The organism is Candidatus Rokuibacteriota bacterium (assembly GCA_030647435.1).
Lineage (GTDB): Bacteria > Methylomirabilota > Methylomirabilia > Rokubacteriales > CSP1-6 > AR37.
Genome location: JAUSJX010000124.1, coordinates 47740 through 64590 on the forward strand (window position 1 = coordinate 47740; position 16851 = coordinate 64590).

Sequence of the window (16851 nt, forward strand, 5' to 3'; positions counted from 1 at the left end):
CGCTGGATGAGTCCCAGCAGGGTTCCGGATGAGGCTCTTGAGCGAGCACTGGCCCGCGCGGGCGATGGCGCCTTCGCCGTAGGACCGGACGGGCGAGTCGCGGTGTGGAACCGGGCCGCTGAGCGGATCCTGGGCTGGAGCGCGACGGAGGTGCTCGGGCGGCCCTGCTGCGAGGTGTTGGCCGGCGGCGACGGTCACGGCAACAGCCTCTGCTACCAGGGCTGCGACGTCATGGGGCAGGTCAGGCTGGGCGAGCCCGTGGAGCACTTCGAGATGAAGTCCCGAACCAAGGGCGGTCGCGCCATCTGGCTCGACATCAGCATCCTCGAGGCGCCGGCGACGAACGGCACCCGTCCCGTGGCCGTCCATTTGTTCCGCGACATCACGGCCACCAAGAAGCTCCTGGAGATCGTCCAGGAGCGGACAGTCCGGGCCGCCCAGCCCAATGACAACGGGGCGTCCGGCCTCACCAAGCGGGAGTTCGAGATCCTGCGGCTCATGGCCGCCGGCGCCAACACGAAGGTGCTGGCTGAGCGGCTCCACGTGAGCCCGGCCACGGTCCGCAACCACGCCCAGAACATCTTCGCCAAACTCGACGTTCACAGCCGGCTCGAGGCCGTCGCGTGGGCCAACCAGCACCGCCTCGTCTAGGCGGCAGAGAGAGCGAGCGAAGCACCGCGCGGGAGGAGGAGCACGCCATGGCGGATGCCGATGACCGATGCCCGTTCCTGGTTCCGGTGATGGCCGACCGCCTCTGGATGTACCCGATGCCGGCGTACTGCCGGCGGCCGGATGCGCATGTCAAGGTCCCGGCGCCCGAGACGTTCCTGCGCGTGTGCGCCTCGCCCAGGCATGTCCGCTGCCCGGGTTTTCTGGCGAGCGCGGGCCGCGGCGAGAGACCGGGCGCGTGAGCGCGCCGGCGCCGCGGGGCATATGAAGAAGCCCAAGGCCGCTGAGCGGGGGCTCGAGCAGATTCTTGCCCGCAGCGGCGACGGCGTCTTCGCCGTCGGACCCGAGGGGCGGGTGGTCTTGTGGAACCGCGCGGCCGAGAAGATTCTCGGCTGGAGCGCCCGCGAGGTCATGGACCGGCCCTGCTGCGACGTGTTCGTGGGCGTCGACGACCACGGCAACCGCCTCTGCTACAAGGGCTGCCACGTCATGAGCCTGGTCAAGCTCGGCGAGCCTGTCCAGCACTTCGACATGCAGACGCGGACCAAGTTGGGCCGCCCCGTGTGGCTTGACATCAGCATCCTCGAGGCGCCGTCGAGTGGTCCCGGCGGGGCGCTGGCCATCCACCTCTTCCGCGACGTCACCGCCACGAGGGAGCTGCTACGCCTCGTCCACGAGCGGCTTCAAGCGCCCTCGGCCCCGCCCGACGAGGCGACGACGCTCACGCGCCGCGAGCTCGAAGTCCTGCGCTTCATGGCGGGCGGCGCCAACACCAAGGCGCTGGCCGAGCGCCTCCACGTCAGCCCCGCCACGGTTCGCAACCACGCCCAGAACATCTTCACCAAGCTGGGCGTCCACAGCCGGCTCGAGGCCGTGGCCTATGCGACCCAGCACCGCCTGCTCTAGCAGGCCGCCGATAAGGGCCCATCTGCATCGTTGGCTCGGTCGCTCCTCGCTCAACGTACGGAGAGTACGCCTCGCTCGTCGCATCCCTCGCCGCCTCGCAGCTGGACCCTTCTCGCCGCCCTGCTGCGTCGGGCGCCGCCTCGCATCTGGACCTTTTTGAGCGGCCTGCTAGGGACCCTCGACGAACGACCCTAAGCGCGCTACCCTGTCGCGGCGAGATCCCATGGGGACGAGAGTCGCGGAGGCACGGGTGCGGGAGTGTACGGAGGCTGGGCTCTGGCGGAACGAGAGCCTCGAGACCTACCTCGACAGGTGGGCGACCGCCCGGCCGGACAAGACCGCCCTTGTGGACGGACAGGGCCGCTACACGTGGGCCGCGCTCGCAGGCAAAGTCGAGCGCGTGGCCCACGGGCTCCGCGCGCACGGTTTGGAGCCGGGCGGCGTCGTCTCCTGCCAGCTGCCGAACTGGAACGAGTTCGCCCTGGTTTTCCTGGCGGCGAGCCGCCTGGGCGCCGTCGTCAACCCGATCCCGCCGACCTATCGCGCCAGCGAGCTGCGCTTCATGCTGGGGCTCCTCGAATCCCAGGCGCTCGTCATTCCCGCGACCTTCCGCGGCTTCGACTACCGCGAGATGGCGGCGCAGCTACGAGGCGGCCTGCCGCGGCTGGAGCGGGTCTTCGTGGCGCGCGGGGACGCGCCCGCCGGCATGGAGCCGTTCGCGACGCTCACGGATACGGCCTGGGAAGCGAGGGCGGGCCGCCGGCCGCTGCCCGGCAGCGACCCGAACACGGTCCACGAGGTGGTCTTCACGTCAGGGACGACGGGAGAGCCCAAGGGCGTGATGCACACGCCCAACACGACGCTGTCGACCATCTACACCGGGATCGAGCGGCTCGGCTTCACGGACCGTGACGTGCTGCTCATGGCCTCGACCCTCGGCCACCAGACGGGCTATCTCTACGGCTACTGCATGAATCTCCTGCTGGGCGCCACGGCGGTGTGGATGGACGTCTGGAACGCCGAGGAGGCGGCGCGGCTGATCGAGGCCGAGCGCGTGACCTTCACCATGGGCGCCACGCCGTTCCTCCGCGACCTGACGTACACGCAGGCGCCGCGCGACATGGGCTCGCTCCGCGTCTTCATCTCGGCCGGCGCGCCGATTCCGCGCCAGCTGGTGAAGGACGCGCGCGACCGGCTCAAGTGCGTGATCTCGGCCGGCTGGGGCATGACGGAGAACGGTCTCGTCAGCTGCAACGGTCTCGACGACCCCGAGGAGAAGGTGTTCACCACCGACGGCGTGCCGCTTCCCGGCATGGAGCTCCGCGTGGTGGATGAGGCCGGGCGGGAGCTCCCCCGGGGCGGGGAGGGAGATCTTCTCGTCCGCGGCCCGGCCCAGTTCGAAGGCTACTTCAAGCGGCCCGAGTTCACGGCCGACGGCCACACGGCCGACGGCTGGTTCAAGACGGGCGACCGCGCCACGCTCGACGGAGACGGCTACGTCTCCATCACGGGGCGGACCAAGGACGTGATCATTCGGGGCGGCGAGAACATCCCGGTGGTCGAGGTCGAGAACCTGCTCTTCACGCACCCGAAGGTCGCGGGCGTCGCCATCGTGGCCATGGACGACGCGCGGCTTGGCGAGCGCGCCTGCGCCGTCGTCATCCCGCGCGAGGGGCAGTCTCTGACGCTCTCCGAGATCATCGCATTCCTGGAAGATCAGCAGCTCGCCCGCCAGAAGTTCCCGGAGCGCCTCGAGATCGTCTCAGAGTTCCCGATGACCCCGAGCGGCAAGGTCCAGAAGTACCGTCTCCGCCAGCTGGTCGCCGAGCGCATCGCGAGCGCCTCCGCAGTCGATTCCCTCTCACCCGGAGGGGGAGAGGGCCGCAGTTCGAGCTGAGCGGCTCAGCCGCGAGGCGAGGGCTGAGTAGATGAGGGGGAGCTAGCCCGTGGAGCAGCATGGTAAACGGCGCATGGTGACACACACATCACGAGAGCGAGGGCACACAGGATGGAGCTGAACCTCAAGGGTAAGAGCGTCATCGTCACGGGCGGCGGCTCGAATATCGGGCGGGGCATCGCCCTCGCCTTCGCCCGCGAGGGCGCGCACGTCACGATCGCCGAGATCGACGCGGGGCAGGGCGGGAAGGTGGTCGAAGAAGCGCGCAAGGCGGGAGCGGCGTCGGCTGCCGTGGTGGCGACCGACGTGACCAAGTGGGAGTCCGTCCAGGCCATGGTCCGCGAAGTCGAGGGGCGCGCCGGCGCGGTCGACGTGCTCGTCAACAACGTCGGCTGGACCCTCGACCGGCTCTTCGTCGAGAAGGAGCGCGCCGAGTGGGAGAAGGAGGTCCAGATCAATCTCTGGGGCATGATCAACTGCACGCGCGCGGTGCTCGACGGCATGATCGCGCGCAAGGGCGGCGTCATCGTGAGCCTGGGCTCGGACGCCGGCCGCATGGGCGAGTTCCGCGAGGCCGTGTACGGCGCCTGCAAGGCGGGCGTCATCGCGCTGACCAAGAGCGTCGCGCGCGAGGTCGGGCGCCACGGCATCCGGCTCAACGTGGTCTGCCCCGGCATGACCATGCCCGCGTCCGAGGAGGACTTCGGCAGCCTCAGCATGTGGGCGGCGGAGAGCAATAAGGCATGGGGCACGCCGGACATGCAGGCGCGCATTGCCAAGGCCTACCCGCTGCGCCGCATCGGGAAGCCGGAGGACGTGGCGGGCGCCGTCGTGTTCCTGGCTTCCGACGCTGCGAGCTTCATCACGGGCCAGACCCTGTCCGTGAGCGGCGGCTATACCATGATGTGAGGCAGGATGTGACGCGGCGCCGGGGCTCGTGCCCCCGCCGGAGGAGACGTCCATGGAACTCGGCACCGTAAGCTACGCCGCGAAGGACGGCATCGCGCGCGTCGTGCTCAATCGCCCGGACCAGCTCAACGCCATCAGCCCGGCCCTGCTCGAGGACCTCGACAAAGTCTGCGCCGCCGTCGAGGGCAATCAGACGCTGCGCGTCGTCACGCTCACCGCCGCCGGCCGCGCCTTCTGCGCCGGCGCGGATCTCAAGGCCGTGCGGGAGCTGTCCCCAGACCCGGACAAGTGGGCGCGCTTCATGCGGCTCTGGCACCGGGTCTTCAACCGCCTCGAGGCCCTGCCCGTGCCGGTCGTGGCGGGCGTGCACGGCTTAGCACTGGCGGGCGGGCTCGAGCTGACGCTCGTGGCCGACCTCGTCGTCGCTGATGAGGCCGCGCGGCTGGGCGACCAGCACGCCAACTTCGGCCTGGTCGCGGGCGGCGGCGGCAGCCAGCGCCTGCCGAGGCTGATCGGCGCGCGGCGCGCCAAGGAGATGATGCTGCTGGGCGGCTGGCTCAGCGCCGCGCAGGCGCTCGACTGGGGGCTTGTCAACCGCGTCGCGCCCAAAGGCACGCTCGGCGCCGTCGTGGACGAGATGGCGGGCGCGCTCGCCACCGGCAGCAGCTCGGCCGCGCGCACGGTCAAGAGCCTCGTCAACCGGGCCTTCGACGCCGATCTCGCCGGCGGGCTCGAGCTGGAGCTGTCGCTGGTCGCCGCCCACATGCGCACGGCGGAGGCGGCCGAGGGGCTCCGCGCCTTCGCCGAAAAGCGCAAGCCCGTCTTCCACGCGTCGTAGGACACGAGGACACCATGGACCTGTCGCTGACGCCCGAGCAGGAAGAGCTGGTCCGAACCCTCCGCGCCTTTGCCCGCAAAGAGCTCGCTCCGCACTCGCGCGAGTGGGACAGGAGCGGCGAGTTCCCCTGGCCGGCCTGGCGCCAGATGGGCGAGCTCGGGCTTCTCGGGCTCCGCATGCCGCCCGCGTACGGCGGGCAGGATTCGGACTACATGACCTTCGGCCTGGCGATGGAGGAGATCGCGCGCGGGGATTTCGGCTGCACCTACGGCCTCCAGCTCGCCGGGCTCGCGGGAGAGATCGTGGGCGCGAACGGGACGGAGGAAATCAAGAAGCGCTGGCTGCCGCCGACGGCGCGCGGCGAGGAGGTCATCGCGCTCGCGCTGACGGAGCCCGGCGTGGGCTCGGACGCCGCGCACCTGGCCTGCCGCGCCGAGCGCGACGGCGACGGCTACCTGATCACCGGCGAGAAGTCGGGCATCAGCCTCGCCATGGTCGCCCAGTCGGCGGTGCTGTTCGCGCGCACGGGCGCAGGAGGCGGGGCAAACGGCGTGACGGCCTTCCTCGTCCCGCTCGATCTGCCCGGCGTCTCGCGGAGCCCCCTCCGCGACATGGGCTCGCACTCGGTCGGCCGCGGCGTCCTCGCCTTCGACCACGTGCGTATCCCCGCGTCCCACCGACTCGGAGACGAAGGCCAGGGCTTCTACCAGGTGATGCGCGGTTTCGATTACAACCGCGTCGGCATCGCGCTGGCGTGTCTCGGCGTCGCCCAGGTGTCTCTCGAAGAGACCATGGCCTACGTCAAGGAGCGCCGGGCCTTCGGCAAGCCGCTCGCGACGTTCGAGGGCGTGTCGTTCAAGATCGCCGAGGCCGCGACCCACATCGACGCGTGCCGCGGCCTCTGCTACCGGGCGCTCTGGCTCGCCGACCGCGGCCAGTCGCACACGAAGGAGTCGGCGATGACGAAGTGGTGGGCGCCGAAGCTGGCCGTCGAGACCATTCACCAGTGCCTGCTCTTCCACGGCCACTACGGCTACACCGACGAGCTGCCCTTCGAGCAGCGCATGCGGGATGTCATCGGCCTCGAGATCGGCGACGGCACGGCCGAGGTGATGAAGACCATCGTCGCCCGCGAGCTGATGGGCCGCGAGAGCCGGCCCTACTGACCGCCCCCGGCCCGCCCCGCGAAGAGCCGGTCTACCGCCCCTTCGCGCTCCTCGCTTACGCCGCCGCGGTCGGTGGCGGCGCGCCGCTGGGTCTCGCCATGCTGGCGTGGCTGTACGCGGGCGCGCCGGCCGTCGCAGTCGAGTGGCGGCTCCTCCACGCGAGTCTCCAGATCTTCGGCTTTTTCGGGACGCTCATCGTGGGCGTGGCGCACCATCTCTTCGCGCGCTTCACGGGGCGCGTCACCGCGCGGTCGGCGGTCACCCATCCGGTGCTCGCGCTCTTGCTCGCGGCCCTGGCGCTCCGCGTCGCGGGGACGTGGGGCGGCTTGCCCGCGGCGGTGCTGGCCGGCGCGGTGCTGCAGGCTCTCGCCTTTCTTGTCTTCGCGGCGTGGGTCTGGCGCTGCCTCGACCCGCCGCCGCTCGGGCCGCTCCGCCGTCATCTCGCCGCCAGCAGCGGCTGGATCGCCGCCGCGTGTCTGTGCGAGACATTCCTACGGTTGCGGGCGGTCAATGCCGGGCTGGCCGTGCCCCCGCTCGACTCGATGCGTGCCGTGCACTCGATGGCGCTCCTGGGTGGCGTCATCGGCTGGGTAACCGGGGTGCTCCTCCGCGCCGGGCCCATGTTCGCGCCCCGCTGGAATGTCCCGGCCTCGCTCGCCCGCGCGCTCCCATGGATGCTCGGTCTCGGCGCAGCGCTTGCCTCGGCAGGCGAGTGGGCCGGCGACGGTCGGGCGGCGAGGCTTGGCGAGCTGACGGTCCTCGGATCGGTCGCGGCGATGCTGATCGCCGGAGGGGTGCTGAGACAGGCGGGAGGGATGCTGCCCATGGTGTCGCGGAGCGCTCCAGAGTCGCGCATTTTCCGCCTGGCCGTCGCGTCCCTCGGGGCGGCGGTCGTGGGCGCGGCCGCGGGGGTCGCGATCGCTTGGGGCGGCGGCGAGGCGCATCTCCTCACGGACGCCGTGAGGCACCTCGTCGCGGTGGGCTTCCTCACCGCAGTGGCCATCGCCATGACCTTCCGCCTCATCCCCGTCCTCGAGGGCCGGGCGCTGCCGTGGCCGCGGCTCCGCGCGGTGGCCCTCTGGGCTCTCGCGGCGGGGGTCGTGCTGAGAAGCGCCGAGACCCTGCTCGGGATCGGCTGGGGGTGGATGGCTCCCGCCGTGGCCCTCTCGGGTCTCTTCGTCTGGGCGGCGGTTCTCTGCGCGGGAACAAATCTGCTCGGGGCTGTCGTGAGGAGGAGCTAGATGAGCGAAGAGAGAAGCGACCCGGGCGTGGGGCCATTCGCGGAGCTCCTGGGGGCGCGCCGCGCCCACATGGGGGAAGGGAGCTGCCGCTTCGAGCTGACGGCGGAGTCCCGCCACCTCAACCCGTACGGCGTCGTCCACGGCGGCGTCGTGTACTCGCTCGTGGACTACGCCATGGGCGGGGCGCTGACTTCGCGGCTGACTCCAGGCGAGCGCTGCGCGACGCTCGAGATCAAGATCAACTACCTGGCCCCGGCCGGCGCCGGGCCGCTCTTCGCCGAGGCGAAGGTTGCGGATCGGACCACCCGTATCGGTGTCCTCGAGGCGCGGGTGACGGACGGCCCGGGCCGGCTCATCGCCCTCGCCACGGGCTCCTTCTACATCCAGGGCCCCCGGCCCTAGCCCCCCCCGGAAAGGACCTTCGATGATAGGACGAGTGTTGCGCTGGATTCTGCTTGGGGCGGCGCTGCTGTTCCTTGCCATCCAGGTCGCTCCCTACGGCCGCCGGCACACCAATCCGCCGGTGCAGGTCGAGCCCCGCTGGGACAGCGCCGGGACGCGGGCGCTGGCGGTGCGGGCCTGCTTCGATTGTCACAGCAACGAGACCGTCTGGCCCTGGTACTCGCACGTCGCGCCCGTCTCATGGCTGAACCAGCGCGACGTGGACAAGGGGAGGCGGAAGGTCAACTTCTCTGAGTGGGACCAGCCCCAGAAGGAGGCGCATGAGTCAGCCAAGACCGTGCGCAAGGGCAAGATGCCGCCGTGGTTCTACAACGCGATTCATCCCGATGCCCGGCTGACACCGGCCGAGGCCCAGGCCCTCAGCCAGGGTCTTGAGGCGATATTGGGCGCGCGGGGGGCCAAGAGGGCCGGCAAGGGCCACGACGACTAGTGCGGATGCACTAGAAAAATGAGGCGTCCGGCCGATTCCCAAGCCTGACCGAACCGCTTAGTGTAACGGCCAACCGAACAATCGTTCGGTAGGAGGTTCGGGATGGCGATCGGCGAGCGGTACGAAGGCATCCTGAAGGCGGCGTGCGACGTGATCGCGCGGCGGGGCTTCCACCAGGCCTCGATCCGCGAGATCGCCCGCGCCGCGGGGCTCTCGCTGGCAGGGCTCTATCACTACGTCGGCGGCAAGGAGGAGCTGCTCTTCCTCGTCCTCGACCGCTCGCTCGACCGCTTGATCGAAGAGCTCGACGACGCGCTCGCCGAGGCGCGCACGCCGGAGCTCAGGCTGCTCGCGCTGATCCGCACCCACTTCGGCTTCGGCTTCCGCCACGCCGCCGCGCTCAAGATCATCAACCGCGACTGGGAGCTGCTCTCCGGGCCGCGGCGCGACGAGATTTCGGCCAAGCGGCAGTCGTATCTCACGCGGGGCCTGGCGGTCCTGCGCGAGCTCGACCCCCACGGCCGCTCGGGCGACGAGCTGCTGTCGGCGACCAATCTCCTCCTCGGCATGCTCAACGGCATCGCAACCCGCCCCTTCGTGCGGTCGCCCGAGGACGCCCGGACGCTCGCGGCCGAGGTGGGGGCGCTCTTCCTCTACGGCTTCCTCGAGGCCACTCCCCGCAGTGCCGACCTCCAGGCCGCCGACATCAGGAGGCCGGCATGACGGCTGACCAGGTCCTCGCAGAGTGTCGGGAGCTCGTGGCCCAGCCAATCGGCGCCGCCGCGGAGCGGTGGAAGGCGCAGCACCCCGACGGGCGGGCCGTGGCCTCCTACCCCGTCTGGGCGCCGGTCGAGATCATCCACGCGGCCGGGATGCTGCCGCTGGCGTTCCTGGGCGGCGGCACCTCCGTCGAGCTGACGCACGCCGACGCGCGCTTCCAGTCCTTCGTCTGCTCCATCGCCAAGTCGAGCCTGGAGCTGGGCTTCCAGGGGCTCTGCAAGGGTGTGGACGGCTTCGTCTTCTCCAACATCTGCGACGTCGCCCGCAACCTCTCGAGCATCTACCAGCGCAACTTCGGCGACGTCCTGGTCGAATACCTCCACCTGCCTCAGAACTCGACCTCGCCCGCCGTCGCGGCCTACATGGCCGCGGAGCTCAAGCGCCTCGCGGCGCGCTTCGAGGACGCCTGGGGCCTCCGGGTGACGCCGACGGCGCTCGCCAAGAGCATCGAGACCTTCAACACGCTCCGCACCGGCATCCGGGCGCTGTACGCCCTGAGGATCGCCGAGCCCCAGAAGCTCTCGACGGTGGAGCTCTACACCGCGCTCCGCGCGCTGACCATGGCGCCGCCCGAGGACGGCATCGCCTGGGTGAACGCGCTCCTCGAGGACATCCCGCGGCGGAGCGCGCGACAGCGCGACGGGCTGCGAGTGGTGATCGAGGGCGCCTTCTGCGAGCAGCCGCCGCTGGGGCTCCTCGAGGTGCTGGAAGAGGCCGGCTGCTACGTGGTCGAGGACGACCTCATGCTCGGCTGGCGCTGGTTCACCTCCGACGTGGCCACCGACGGCGACCCGTTCGCTCGGCTCGGGGCGGCCTACGTGGATCAGGCCGTGCCGTCCTCGACGAGGCACGAGGGCCGGGAGCACCGCTCGACCGGTCTCCTCGAGAAGGTGCGCCGCGCGCGCGCCGACGCGGTCATCTTCATGCCGGCCAAGTTCTGCGAGCCCGCGCTTTTCGACTACGTGCTGATGAAGCAGGGGCTCGAGAAGGCGGGCGTGCCGCATCTCCTGGTCGAATTCGAGGAAAAGATGTGGACCTTCGAGCGCACCCGGAACGAGATCGAAACCTTCGTCGAATCCATGCTCTTTGACTGATCACCCTCACCCCGACCCTCTCCCTCGACAAGGGAGAGGGGGCCCCTCAGTTACCCTCTCCCCTGTGGGGAGAGGGTAAGGGTGAGGGGGGAAGGAGACGGTGTATGGCGACTGCGGTGACGGAGCGGCAGTACCAGGGCCAGGTGCACGAGCACTCGCGGCGGCTCATGTCCGCGTGGATGGACGAGCTCGGCCGCGCCGAAGCCGAGGGCGTGCCGACGGGCGCGCTCATGATCTCCGGGAACTGCGTGGAGCTCCTGCGCGCCTGCCACATCTTGCCGATGTTCCCCGAGGTGACAGCGCTCCAGGCCGCAATCCGGAAGAAGTCGCTGCCGCTGATCCTCAAGGCGGAGCAGGCGGGTTACTCCAGCGACAACTGCGCCTACGTCAAGGCCGACATCGGCCTGTTCCTCGACGGCGGCATGGGACCGGGCAAGCCCATCCCGTTCCCGACCATCACCGTGTGCAACTACGTCGGCTGCAACGTGTACGTCAAGTGGTTCGAGCATCTGGCCGACCTCTCGGGATCAAAATTGTTCATGCTGGACGTCCCGTTCTGCCGGACCGCTCAGCCGAGCGCGGCCGACATCCAGTACGTGGTCGCCCAGCTCAAGGAGCTGATCGCGCTCTGCGAGTCGGTGTCCGGGAAGAAGTTCGACATCGACGAGCTGCGCGAGATCCTCGCCTACGCCGCGCGGGCCGAGGAGGGTTACGCGCGCTCCAAGGAGCTCTGCAAGCGCCATCCGGCGCCCTTCGACGCCTACTTCGACGCCATCAACATGATGGGCCCGATCAACGTACTGCGCGGCATGCGGGAAGGCGCCGAGTTCTTCGACGCGGCGGTCGCCGAGTTCGAGAGCCTGGTCGCCCAGGGGCACGGACCGCTGTCGGAGGAGCGATTCCGCACCGTGGTCGAGGGACCGCCGCCCTACCCCTTCTACAGGAACTTCCGGAACCTCTTCGCCAAGTGGGGCGCCGTCGCGGTCCAGTCCACGTATTCCACCGTGGGCGGCATCTGGGAGTGGGGGTTCCGGCACGACCCCAGGCGCCCGCTGGAGTCGATCGCCGAGCAGATGATGACCGAGAACCTGACCAACCGGTCCATCGTCGCACGCTACGCGCAGATCAAGCGCTACGTGGAGGAGTGGGAGGCCGACGCGCTCATCATCCACTCGATCAAGTCCTGCCGGCTCTTCTCCGCCGGGCAGGGGGACATGCGCGACTACTTCACCCGCGAGCTTGGTGTCCCGACGCTCATGGTCGAGTCCGATCTCGAGGACCCCCGCTACTACGCCGAGGCCCAGATCAAGAACCGCATCGACGCGTTTTTCGAATCGCTCGAGCATAAAAAGGTGGTCGCGGGGAGATGAGCACTACCGAGCGGATCCCGACCTACTGCTACCAGTGCGTGGCGGGCCCTGACCTGCTCAAGGTCGTGGTCCGCGACGGCGTGGCCGTGGGCGTCGAGCCCAACTGCGACATGGCCGACACGCATCCGGCGGGCGGCAAGGTCTGCGTCCGCGCCTACGGCCTCGTCCAGAAGGTCTACAATCCCGCGCGCATCCAGACGCCGCTCCGCCGGACCAATCCGAAGAAGGCGCGCGGCGAAGACCCGGGATGGGAGCCCATCTCGTGGGACGAGGCCCTCGGCCTCCTCGCGGGCAAGCTCAACGGCATCCGAGCCACGGGCCTCACCGACGCGAGCGGCTACCCGAGGCTCGCCGTCACCTTCGGCTCAGGCGGCATCGCGCCGGCCTATCTCGGCACCTTCGCCGCGCTGCTGGCGGCGTGGGGGCCCGTGGATCAGGGCATCGGCAGCGGGCAGGGCGTCAAGTGCTACCACTCCGAGCATCTCTACGGCGAGTTCTGGCACCGCGCCTTCACGGTGGCCGCCGACATGCCGCGCTGCGACTACGTCCTGTCCTTCGGCTACAACGGCGACGCCTCGGGCGGCGTCACCGGCGTCTTCCGCCACGCCGAGGCGCGGGCGCGGGGGCTTCACTGGGTGCAGCTCGAGCCTCACATGTCGATCACGGCGGCGGGGGCGCAGGAGTGGGTGCCCGTCAAGCCCAAGACCGACGCGGCCGTGCTCTTCGCCCTGATGCACTCGATCCTCCTGGAGCACGACTGGCGCGTGGTCTGCGACGTGGCGTTCCTCGAGCGGATGACGAGCTCGCCGTACCTCGTCGGGCCCGGCGGCTACTACCTGCGCGACCCCGAGAGCGGCAAGCCGCTCGTCTGGGATCTCGACCTCGGGCGCCCCCTGCCGTTCGACGATCCGCGCTGCACCCGGCCGGCCATGGAGGGCGGGTACATCGCGGCGGGGGTTGAGATCGGCGCCGACGGCGCGCGGCGGAGCGTGAGCGATCGCGTCAAACCCGCCTTCCAGCTGCTGCTCGAACACGTCCGGCCCTATACGCCGGAGTGGGCGGCCGGGATCGCCGACGTGCCCGCGGCAACGATCAGGCGGATCGCCGCCGAGTACCTCGATCACTCCAAGGTAGGCGCCACCATCGAGATCGACGGCATCACCTATCCTCACCGGCCGGTGGCCGTGCTCCTCGGCAAGACGGTGACGAACGGCTGGGGCGGCTACGAATGCTGCTGGGCGCGGACCATGCTGGCGGCGCTCGTCGGCGCGCTCGAGGTGCCCGGCGGCATCCTCGGCACCACGGTCAGGCTCAACCGGCCCGCGCAGAACCGGCTCGACTCGGTCAAGCCCGGGCCCGACGGCTTCATGGAGCAGCCGCTCAACGCGACGGGCAAGGACACGTGGAAGGGCTCCCCGCACATTCGCAACGCGTACCGCACCCTCGTGCCGCTGGCCGGCAACTCGCCGTGGTCGGCGGCGCTCGGCCCGGCGCATCTGCCGTGGCTCTTCATGGACAGCCCGCCGGAGCACTGGCCGGCGCCGACCCTGCCGGACGTGTGGATCATCTACCGGACCAACCCGGCCGTGTCTAACTGGGAGACGGGGCGCATCGAGCGGGAGCTCGAGCGCTTCCCCTTCGTCGCCGCCTTCGCCTACACGCAGGACGAGACCAACTGGTACGCCGACCTCCTGCTGCCGGAAGCGACCGACCTCGAGTCGCTCCAGCTGTACAGGGTCGGCGGCACCAAATACATCGAGCAGTACTGGCAGCATTCGGGCTGGGCGCTCCGGCAGCCGGCGGTCGCCTCGCCGTGCGACGTCCGCGACCTCACCGACGTCGCCACGGAGCTGGCGGCCCGCACCGATCTCCTGCCCGAGTACCTCGCTGCAATCAACCGCGGCTCGGGCACGACGGTGCCGCTCAAGGGCGTGGGCTACGACTATGCCTTTCCTGGCACCGGCACCGGCACCGGCACCGGCACCGGCGCGACGCTGCCCGTGGCGGCCGAGATCTGGGATCGCGTGTGCCGCGCGGCGACGCGCTCGCTGACCGGCGGCGCCGAGGAGCGCGACCTCGAGTGGTTCAAGCGCCACGGCGCCTTCTTCGTGCCGTTCGCGACCAAGCAGTACTTCCTGCACTCGACCATGGTCGCCAAGGGCCTCCGCTACGAGCTGCCCTACCAGGAGCGGATCAAGCGCATGGGCGAGGAGTTGGGGGCGCGGCTGCACGAGCGGGAAATCACGTGGTGGGACGTCCAGCTCGAGGAGTACCAGCCGCTGCCGAAGTGGAAGGACTTCCCGGGCATCTGGCTGGGCTCGGCGGAGATCCACGGGAAAAACGGGCGCGACTTCCCGTTCTGGCTGCTGACGAGCCGCAGCATGCAGTACTCCTGGGGCTCCAACGTCTCGCTGCCGATCATGGCCGACGTGGCGCGCCACGTGCGCGGCCACTTCGGCGTCATGCTCAACCGGGGCGCCGCGCGGCGGCTCGGCATCGCCGAGGGCGACCTGATCGAGGTCGAGTCGCCGACGGGCAAGACGCAGGGGCGCGCCATCCTGCGCGAGGGCGTCAGGCCCGACGTGGCCGTGATCCTCCAGCAGTTCGGCAACTGGGCGACGCCCTTCGCCCGCGACCTCGGGATGCCCAACCTGAACCAGGTGGCGAGCATGGACCTGGCGCTGACCGACGCGACGGGTTCCGGCGCCGACCTGGTCCCGGTGGCTATCCGGAGGGCGTCGTAATGGCCAAGTGGGGCATGGTGATTGACACGCGGCGCTGCGTCGGCTGCCAGACCTGCACCATCGCCTGTATGCAGGAGCAGGGGCTGCCCGCGGGAACGGCGTGGCGCTTCGTCGCCGACTGCGAGATCGGCGAGTACCCCGACGTGCGCCGCGTCTTCCTGCCGATGCAGTGCATGCACTGCGCCGAGCCGCCCTGCGTGCCCGTCTGCCCCACGGGCGCCTCGCGCCAGCGGGCCGACGGCATCGTCTGGATCGAGTACAACGCCTGCGTCGGCTGCGGCTACTGCGCCGTGGCCTGCCCCTACCACGCGCGCCACCGCGTCCACGAGGCGCCCGGCTACTTCGGCGCGCTCACGCCGTCTGAGACCGCCACGGCGCGGCCCGAGCGGCACGACGTCATGACCAAGTGCACCTTCTGCAAGGAGCGCGTGGACGAGGGGCTCGCCCAGGGGCTGACTCCGGGTGTGGATGCGGCGGCCACGCCCATGTGCTCGGTCTCTTGCATCGCCAACGCGATCATCTTCGGAGACCTCGACGATCCCGCGAGCCCGGTGTCGAAGACGCTGGGCGAAGGCAAGGCCCAGCCGCTCATGCCCGAGTGCGGTACGCAGCCGAACGTCTTCTACGTGGTGGAGTGACCCATGCGCGCGAGAGCGAGATGACTCCTCCGGTCGAGCTGATTCCGGCGCAGCGCCAGCGGCTCTGGGGCTGGCAGGCCGTCGCCAACTTCACCTTGGGCGGGGTAGGGGCCGGGTTGTACGGCACAGCCGTCATGGTGGCGGGTTTCGAGCGGGGGCCGGCCGTGGCACTGGCGTCATGGCTGGCGCCCCTTCTCGTGCTCGCGGGTTTCGTCGCTGTAGCCGGCGAGGCTGGGCGGCCCCTCCGCGGGCCGCGGGTGCTCTGGAAGGTGCGGACCTCGTGGATGTCGCGCGAGCTCTGGATCGGCGGCATCTTCGTGCTGCTGGTCGCCGCGGACATCGCCTTCCCGCTGAGACTGCACCGCGCCCAGGCGCTCGCCGCGGCGGTCCTGCTCGCGCTGGCCCAGGGCATGATCCTCCGCCGCTCGCGGGGCATCGCCGCCTGGGACGCGGCCGTCATGCCGTGGCTCTTCCTGCTCTCGGCGGCGGTCTCGGGCGCGGGCGCCTACATGCTCCTCGAGGTCCTGGCGGGACGGACGGTCCCGCCCGCCGTCCTCACCGCGGGCATCCTGCTGGTCATTCTGACGTTCTGGGCGGGGCGCGCCTACGTCTCGACGCCCGCCGGCCACGCCTTCAGGGACGCGACGGCTTCCCTCCGGGGCGGCGCCGCGGGGCGCCTCGCCGCCGGCCTTGGCGGAGCGCTTCCGCTGGGGGCGCTCGCCGTGGCGCTGGCCTCGCCCCCTGCCGCCGCCACGGCCGCCGCGCTGGCGGGGCTCGCCATGGTCGCCGGCCAGGCCTACGTCAAGACCGAGCTCATCGTGAGGGCCGGGCTCTTCCGCCCGATCACCGTGCCCACTCTCAGGATGTCGAGGAGGCTTTCATGATCTACGGCGGCGGAGTCGACGTCGGGTCCACCCAGACCAAGGCGGTCATCGTGGATGAATCGCGCACGATCCTCGCGCGCATCCTCATCCCGACGGGCGCCAACGTCTCACGCGCGGGCGAGAACTCCTTCGTCAAGGCGTGCGAGGCGGCCGGGCTGCCCCGTGAGGCCGTCGGTTACGTGGTCGGCACGGGTTACGGGCGGTACAAGATCCTCTTCGGCGACGCCCAGATCACCGAGATCACGTGCCACGCCCGCGGCGCCCAGTCGCTGTTTCCGGCGACGCGCACCGTCATCGACATGGGCGGGCAGGACACCAAGGTCATCAAGGTGGGGCCCGACGGCTCCGTCATGGACTTCTCGATGAACGACAAGTGCGCGGCGGGCACCGGCCGCTTTCTCTCGGCGGCCGCGGATGTCACGGGAGTCGGTCTGGACGAGATCGGGCCCCTGGCGCTCCAGGCCAAGGTGCCGGTGCGCCTGACCTCGGTCTGCACCGTCTTCGTCGAAAGCGATATCATGTCCTACCTGGCGCAGCGCAAGACCATCGAGGACATCCTGGGCGGCGTCCACAAGGCGATCGCCACGCGCACCATGTCCCTGATCCGGCGCGTGGGCGTCGAGAACGAGGTGACGTTCACGGGCGGCGTCAGCCTGAACATCGGCATGGTCCGAGCGCTCGAAGAGGTGCTCGGCCAGTCCATCAACGTCAGCGAGGAGGGCCACTACATGGGAGCACTCGGCGCGGCGCTCTTCGCCCTCGAGCGCGCCCAGGCAGGCGCCCGCGGCGAGCACGTCGCCGAGGGCGCGGGGAGGGCCTAGCC

17 protein-coding genes are annotated in these 16851 nt (G+C 70.3%); all 17 read left to right on the forward strand.

From position 1 onward, the window contains the following. The first annotated feature begins 6 nt into the window (after positions 1-6). The 17 genes from Q7W02_21475 to Q7W02_21555 all read left to right on the forward strand — a co-directional run bounded on the left by Q7W02_21475 (position 7) and on the right by Q7W02_21555 (position 16849). Complete coding sequence (locus Q7W02_21475) at positions 7-651, forward strand: LuxR C-terminal-related transcriptional regulator (GenBank protein ID MDO8478718.1); 645 nt, start codon at positions 7-9, stop codon at positions 649-651. Between the two features lie 47 nt (positions 652-698). Next, positions 699-911 (forward strand): hypothetical protein, encoded by a 213-nt coding sequence (locus tag Q7W02_21480; GenBank protein ID MDO8478719.1) that lies wholly within the window; start codon positions 699-701, stop codon positions 909-911. Positions 912-933: 22 nt separating this feature from the next. Continuing rightward, positions 934-1575 (forward strand): LuxR C-terminal-related transcriptional regulator, encoded by a 642-nt coding sequence (locus Q7W02_21485; protein MDO8478720.1) that lies wholly within the window; start codon positions 934-936, stop codon positions 1573-1575. Positions 1576-1825: 250 nt separating this feature from the next. Beyond that, on the forward strand, positions 1826-3472 hold the full coding sequence (locus tag Q7W02_21490; GenBank protein ID MDO8478721.1) for an AMP-binding protein: 1647 nt from the start codon (positions 1826-1828) through the stop codon (positions 3470-3472). A gap of 111 nt (positions 3473-3583) precedes the next feature. Next, the gene (locus tag Q7W02_21495; GenBank protein ID MDO8478722.1) at positions 3584-4381 is read left to right on the forward strand and encodes an SDR family oxidoreductase; all 798 of its coding nucleotides are present in this window, start codon (positions 3584-3586) and stop codon (positions 4379-4381) included. Positions 4382-4433: 52 nt separating this feature from the next. Further along, entirely contained in the window at positions 4434-5219 is a 786-nt protein-coding gene (locus Q7W02_21500) for an enoyl-CoA hydratase-related protein (GenBank protein MDO8478723.1), read from the forward strand. A gap of 14 nt (positions 5220-5233) precedes the next feature. Next, positions 5234-6385, forward strand: coding sequence for an acyl-CoA dehydrogenase family protein (locus tag Q7W02_21505; protein ID MDO8478724.1), 1152 nt, complete (start codon positions 5234-5236; stop codon positions 6383-6385). Positions 6386-6483: 98 nt separating this feature from the next. Continuing rightward, positions 6484-7626 (forward strand): NnrS family protein, encoded by a 1143-nt coding sequence (locus Q7W02_21510; protein MDO8478725.1) that lies wholly within the window; start codon positions 6484-6486, stop codon positions 7624-7626. Next, entirely contained in the window at positions 7627-8028 is a 402-nt protein-coding gene (locus Q7W02_21515; GenBank protein MDO8478726.1) for a PaaI family thioesterase, read from the forward strand. Positions 8029-8062: 34 nt separating this feature from the next. After that, the gene (locus Q7W02_21520; GenBank protein ID MDO8478727.1) at positions 8063-8518 is read left to right on the forward strand and encodes a heme-binding domain-containing protein; all 456 of its coding nucleotides are present in this window, start codon (positions 8063-8065) and stop codon (positions 8516-8518) included. A gap of 102 nt (positions 8519-8620) precedes the next feature. Continuing rightward, positions 8621-9241, forward strand: coding sequence for a TetR/AcrR family transcriptional regulator (locus tag Q7W02_21525; protein ID MDO8478728.1), 621 nt, complete (start codon positions 8621-8623; stop codon positions 9239-9241). Next, the gene (locus Q7W02_21530) at positions 9238-10392 is read left to right on the forward strand and encodes a 2-hydroxyacyl-CoA dehydratase (GenBank protein ID MDO8478729.1); all 1155 of its coding nucleotides are present in this window, start codon (positions 9238-9240) and stop codon (positions 10390-10392) included. The genes Q7W02_21525 and Q7W02_21530 overlap by 4 nt, the downstream gene beginning before the upstream one ends. A gap of 104 nt (positions 10393-10496) precedes the next feature. Beyond that, positions 10497-11762, forward strand: a complete 1266-nt coding sequence (locus Q7W02_21535; GenBank protein MDO8478730.1) for a 2-hydroxyacyl-CoA dehydratase family protein — start codon at positions 10497-10499, stop codon at positions 11760-11762. Further along, positions 11759-14506, forward strand: a complete 2748-nt coding sequence (locus tag Q7W02_21540) for a molybdopterin-dependent oxidoreductase (GenBank protein MDO8478731.1) — start codon at positions 11759-11761, stop codon at positions 14504-14506. The genes Q7W02_21535 and Q7W02_21540 overlap by 4 nt, the downstream gene beginning before the upstream one ends. Further along, a complete protein-coding gene (locus tag Q7W02_21545; GenBank protein ID MDO8478732.1) occupies positions 14506-15144 on the forward strand; it encodes a 4Fe-4S dicluster domain-containing protein in 639 nt (212 codons plus the stop codon). The genes Q7W02_21540 and Q7W02_21545 overlap by 1 nt, the downstream gene beginning before the upstream one ends. Positions 15145-15164: 20 nt before the next feature. Next, positions 15165-16028, forward strand: coding sequence for a DmsC/YnfH family molybdoenzyme membrane anchor subunit (locus tag Q7W02_21550; protein ID MDO8478733.1), 864 nt, complete (start codon positions 15165-15167; stop codon positions 16026-16028). Beyond that, positions 16025-16849: an acyl-CoA dehydratase activase gene (locus Q7W02_21555; protein ID MDO8478734.1), complete on the forward strand. Its 825-nt coding sequence runs from the start codon at positions 16025-16027 to the stop codon at positions 16847-16849. Before Q7W02_21550 ends, Q7W02_21555 begins: the two co-directional genes overlap by 4 nt. Positions 16850-16851 lie beyond the last annotated feature (2 nt).

What these genes read in the sequence shown, in the direction of transcription:
- Q7W02_21495 (MDO8478722.1), top strand. Translation starts at nt 3,584, where the DNA reads ATGGAGCTGAACCTCAAGGGTAAGAGCGTCATCGTCACGGGCGGCGGC.
- Q7W02_21475 (MDO8478718.1), top strand. Translation starts at nt 7, where the DNA reads ATGAGTCCCAGCAGGGTTCCGGATGAGGCTCTTGAGCGAGCACTGGCC.
- Q7W02_21480 (MDO8478719.1), top strand. Translation starts at nt 699, where the DNA reads ATGGCGGATGCCGATGACCGATGCCCGTTCCTGGTTCCGGTGATGGCC.
- Q7W02_21510 (MDO8478725.1), top strand. Translation starts at nt 6,484, where the DNA reads ATGCTGGCGTGGCTGTACGCGGGCGCGCCGGCCGTCGCAGTCGAGTGG.
- Q7W02_21485 (MDO8478720.1), top strand. Translation starts at nt 934, where the DNA reads ATGAAGAAGCCCAAGGCCGCTGAGCGGGGGCTCGAGCAGATTCTTGCC.
- Q7W02_21525 (MDO8478728.1), top strand. Translation starts at nt 8,621, where the DNA reads ATGGCGATCGGCGAGCGGTACGAAGGCATCCTGAAGGCGGCGTGCGAC.
- Q7W02_21530 (MDO8478729.1), top strand. Translation starts at nt 9,238, where the DNA reads ATGACGGCTGACCAGGTCCTCGCAGAGTGTCGGGAGCTCGTGGCCCAG.
- Q7W02_21550 (MDO8478733.1), top strand. Translation starts at nt 15,165, where the DNA reads ATGACTCCTCCGGTCGAGCTGATTCCGGCGCAGCGCCAGCGGCTCTGG.
- Q7W02_21555 (MDO8478734.1), top strand. Translation starts at nt 16,025, where the DNA reads ATGATCTACGGCGGCGGAGTCGACGTCGGGTCCACCCAGACCAAGGCG.
- Q7W02_21515 (MDO8478726.1), top strand. Translation starts at nt 7,627, where the DNA reads ATGAGCGAAGAGAGAAGCGACCCGGGCGTGGGGCCATTCGCGGAGCTC.
- Q7W02_21540 (MDO8478731.1), top strand. Translation starts at nt 11,759, where the DNA reads ATGAGCACTACCGAGCGGATCCCGACCTACTGCTACCAGTGCGTGGCG.
- Q7W02_21545 (MDO8478732.1), top strand. Translation starts at nt 14,506, where the DNA reads ATGGCCAAGTGGGGCATGGTGATTGACACGCGGCGCTGCGTCGGCTGC.
- Q7W02_21535 (MDO8478730.1), top strand. Translation starts at nt 10,497, where the DNA reads ATGGCGACTGCGGTGACGGAGCGGCAGTACCAGGGCCAGGTGCACGAG.
- Q7W02_21505 (MDO8478724.1), top strand. Translation starts at nt 5,234, where the DNA reads ATGGACCTGTCGCTGACGCCCGAGCAGGAAGAGCTGGTCCGAACCCTC.
- Q7W02_21500 (MDO8478723.1), top strand. Translation starts at nt 4,434, where the DNA reads ATGGAACTCGGCACCGTAAGCTACGCCGCGAAGGACGGCATCGCGCGC.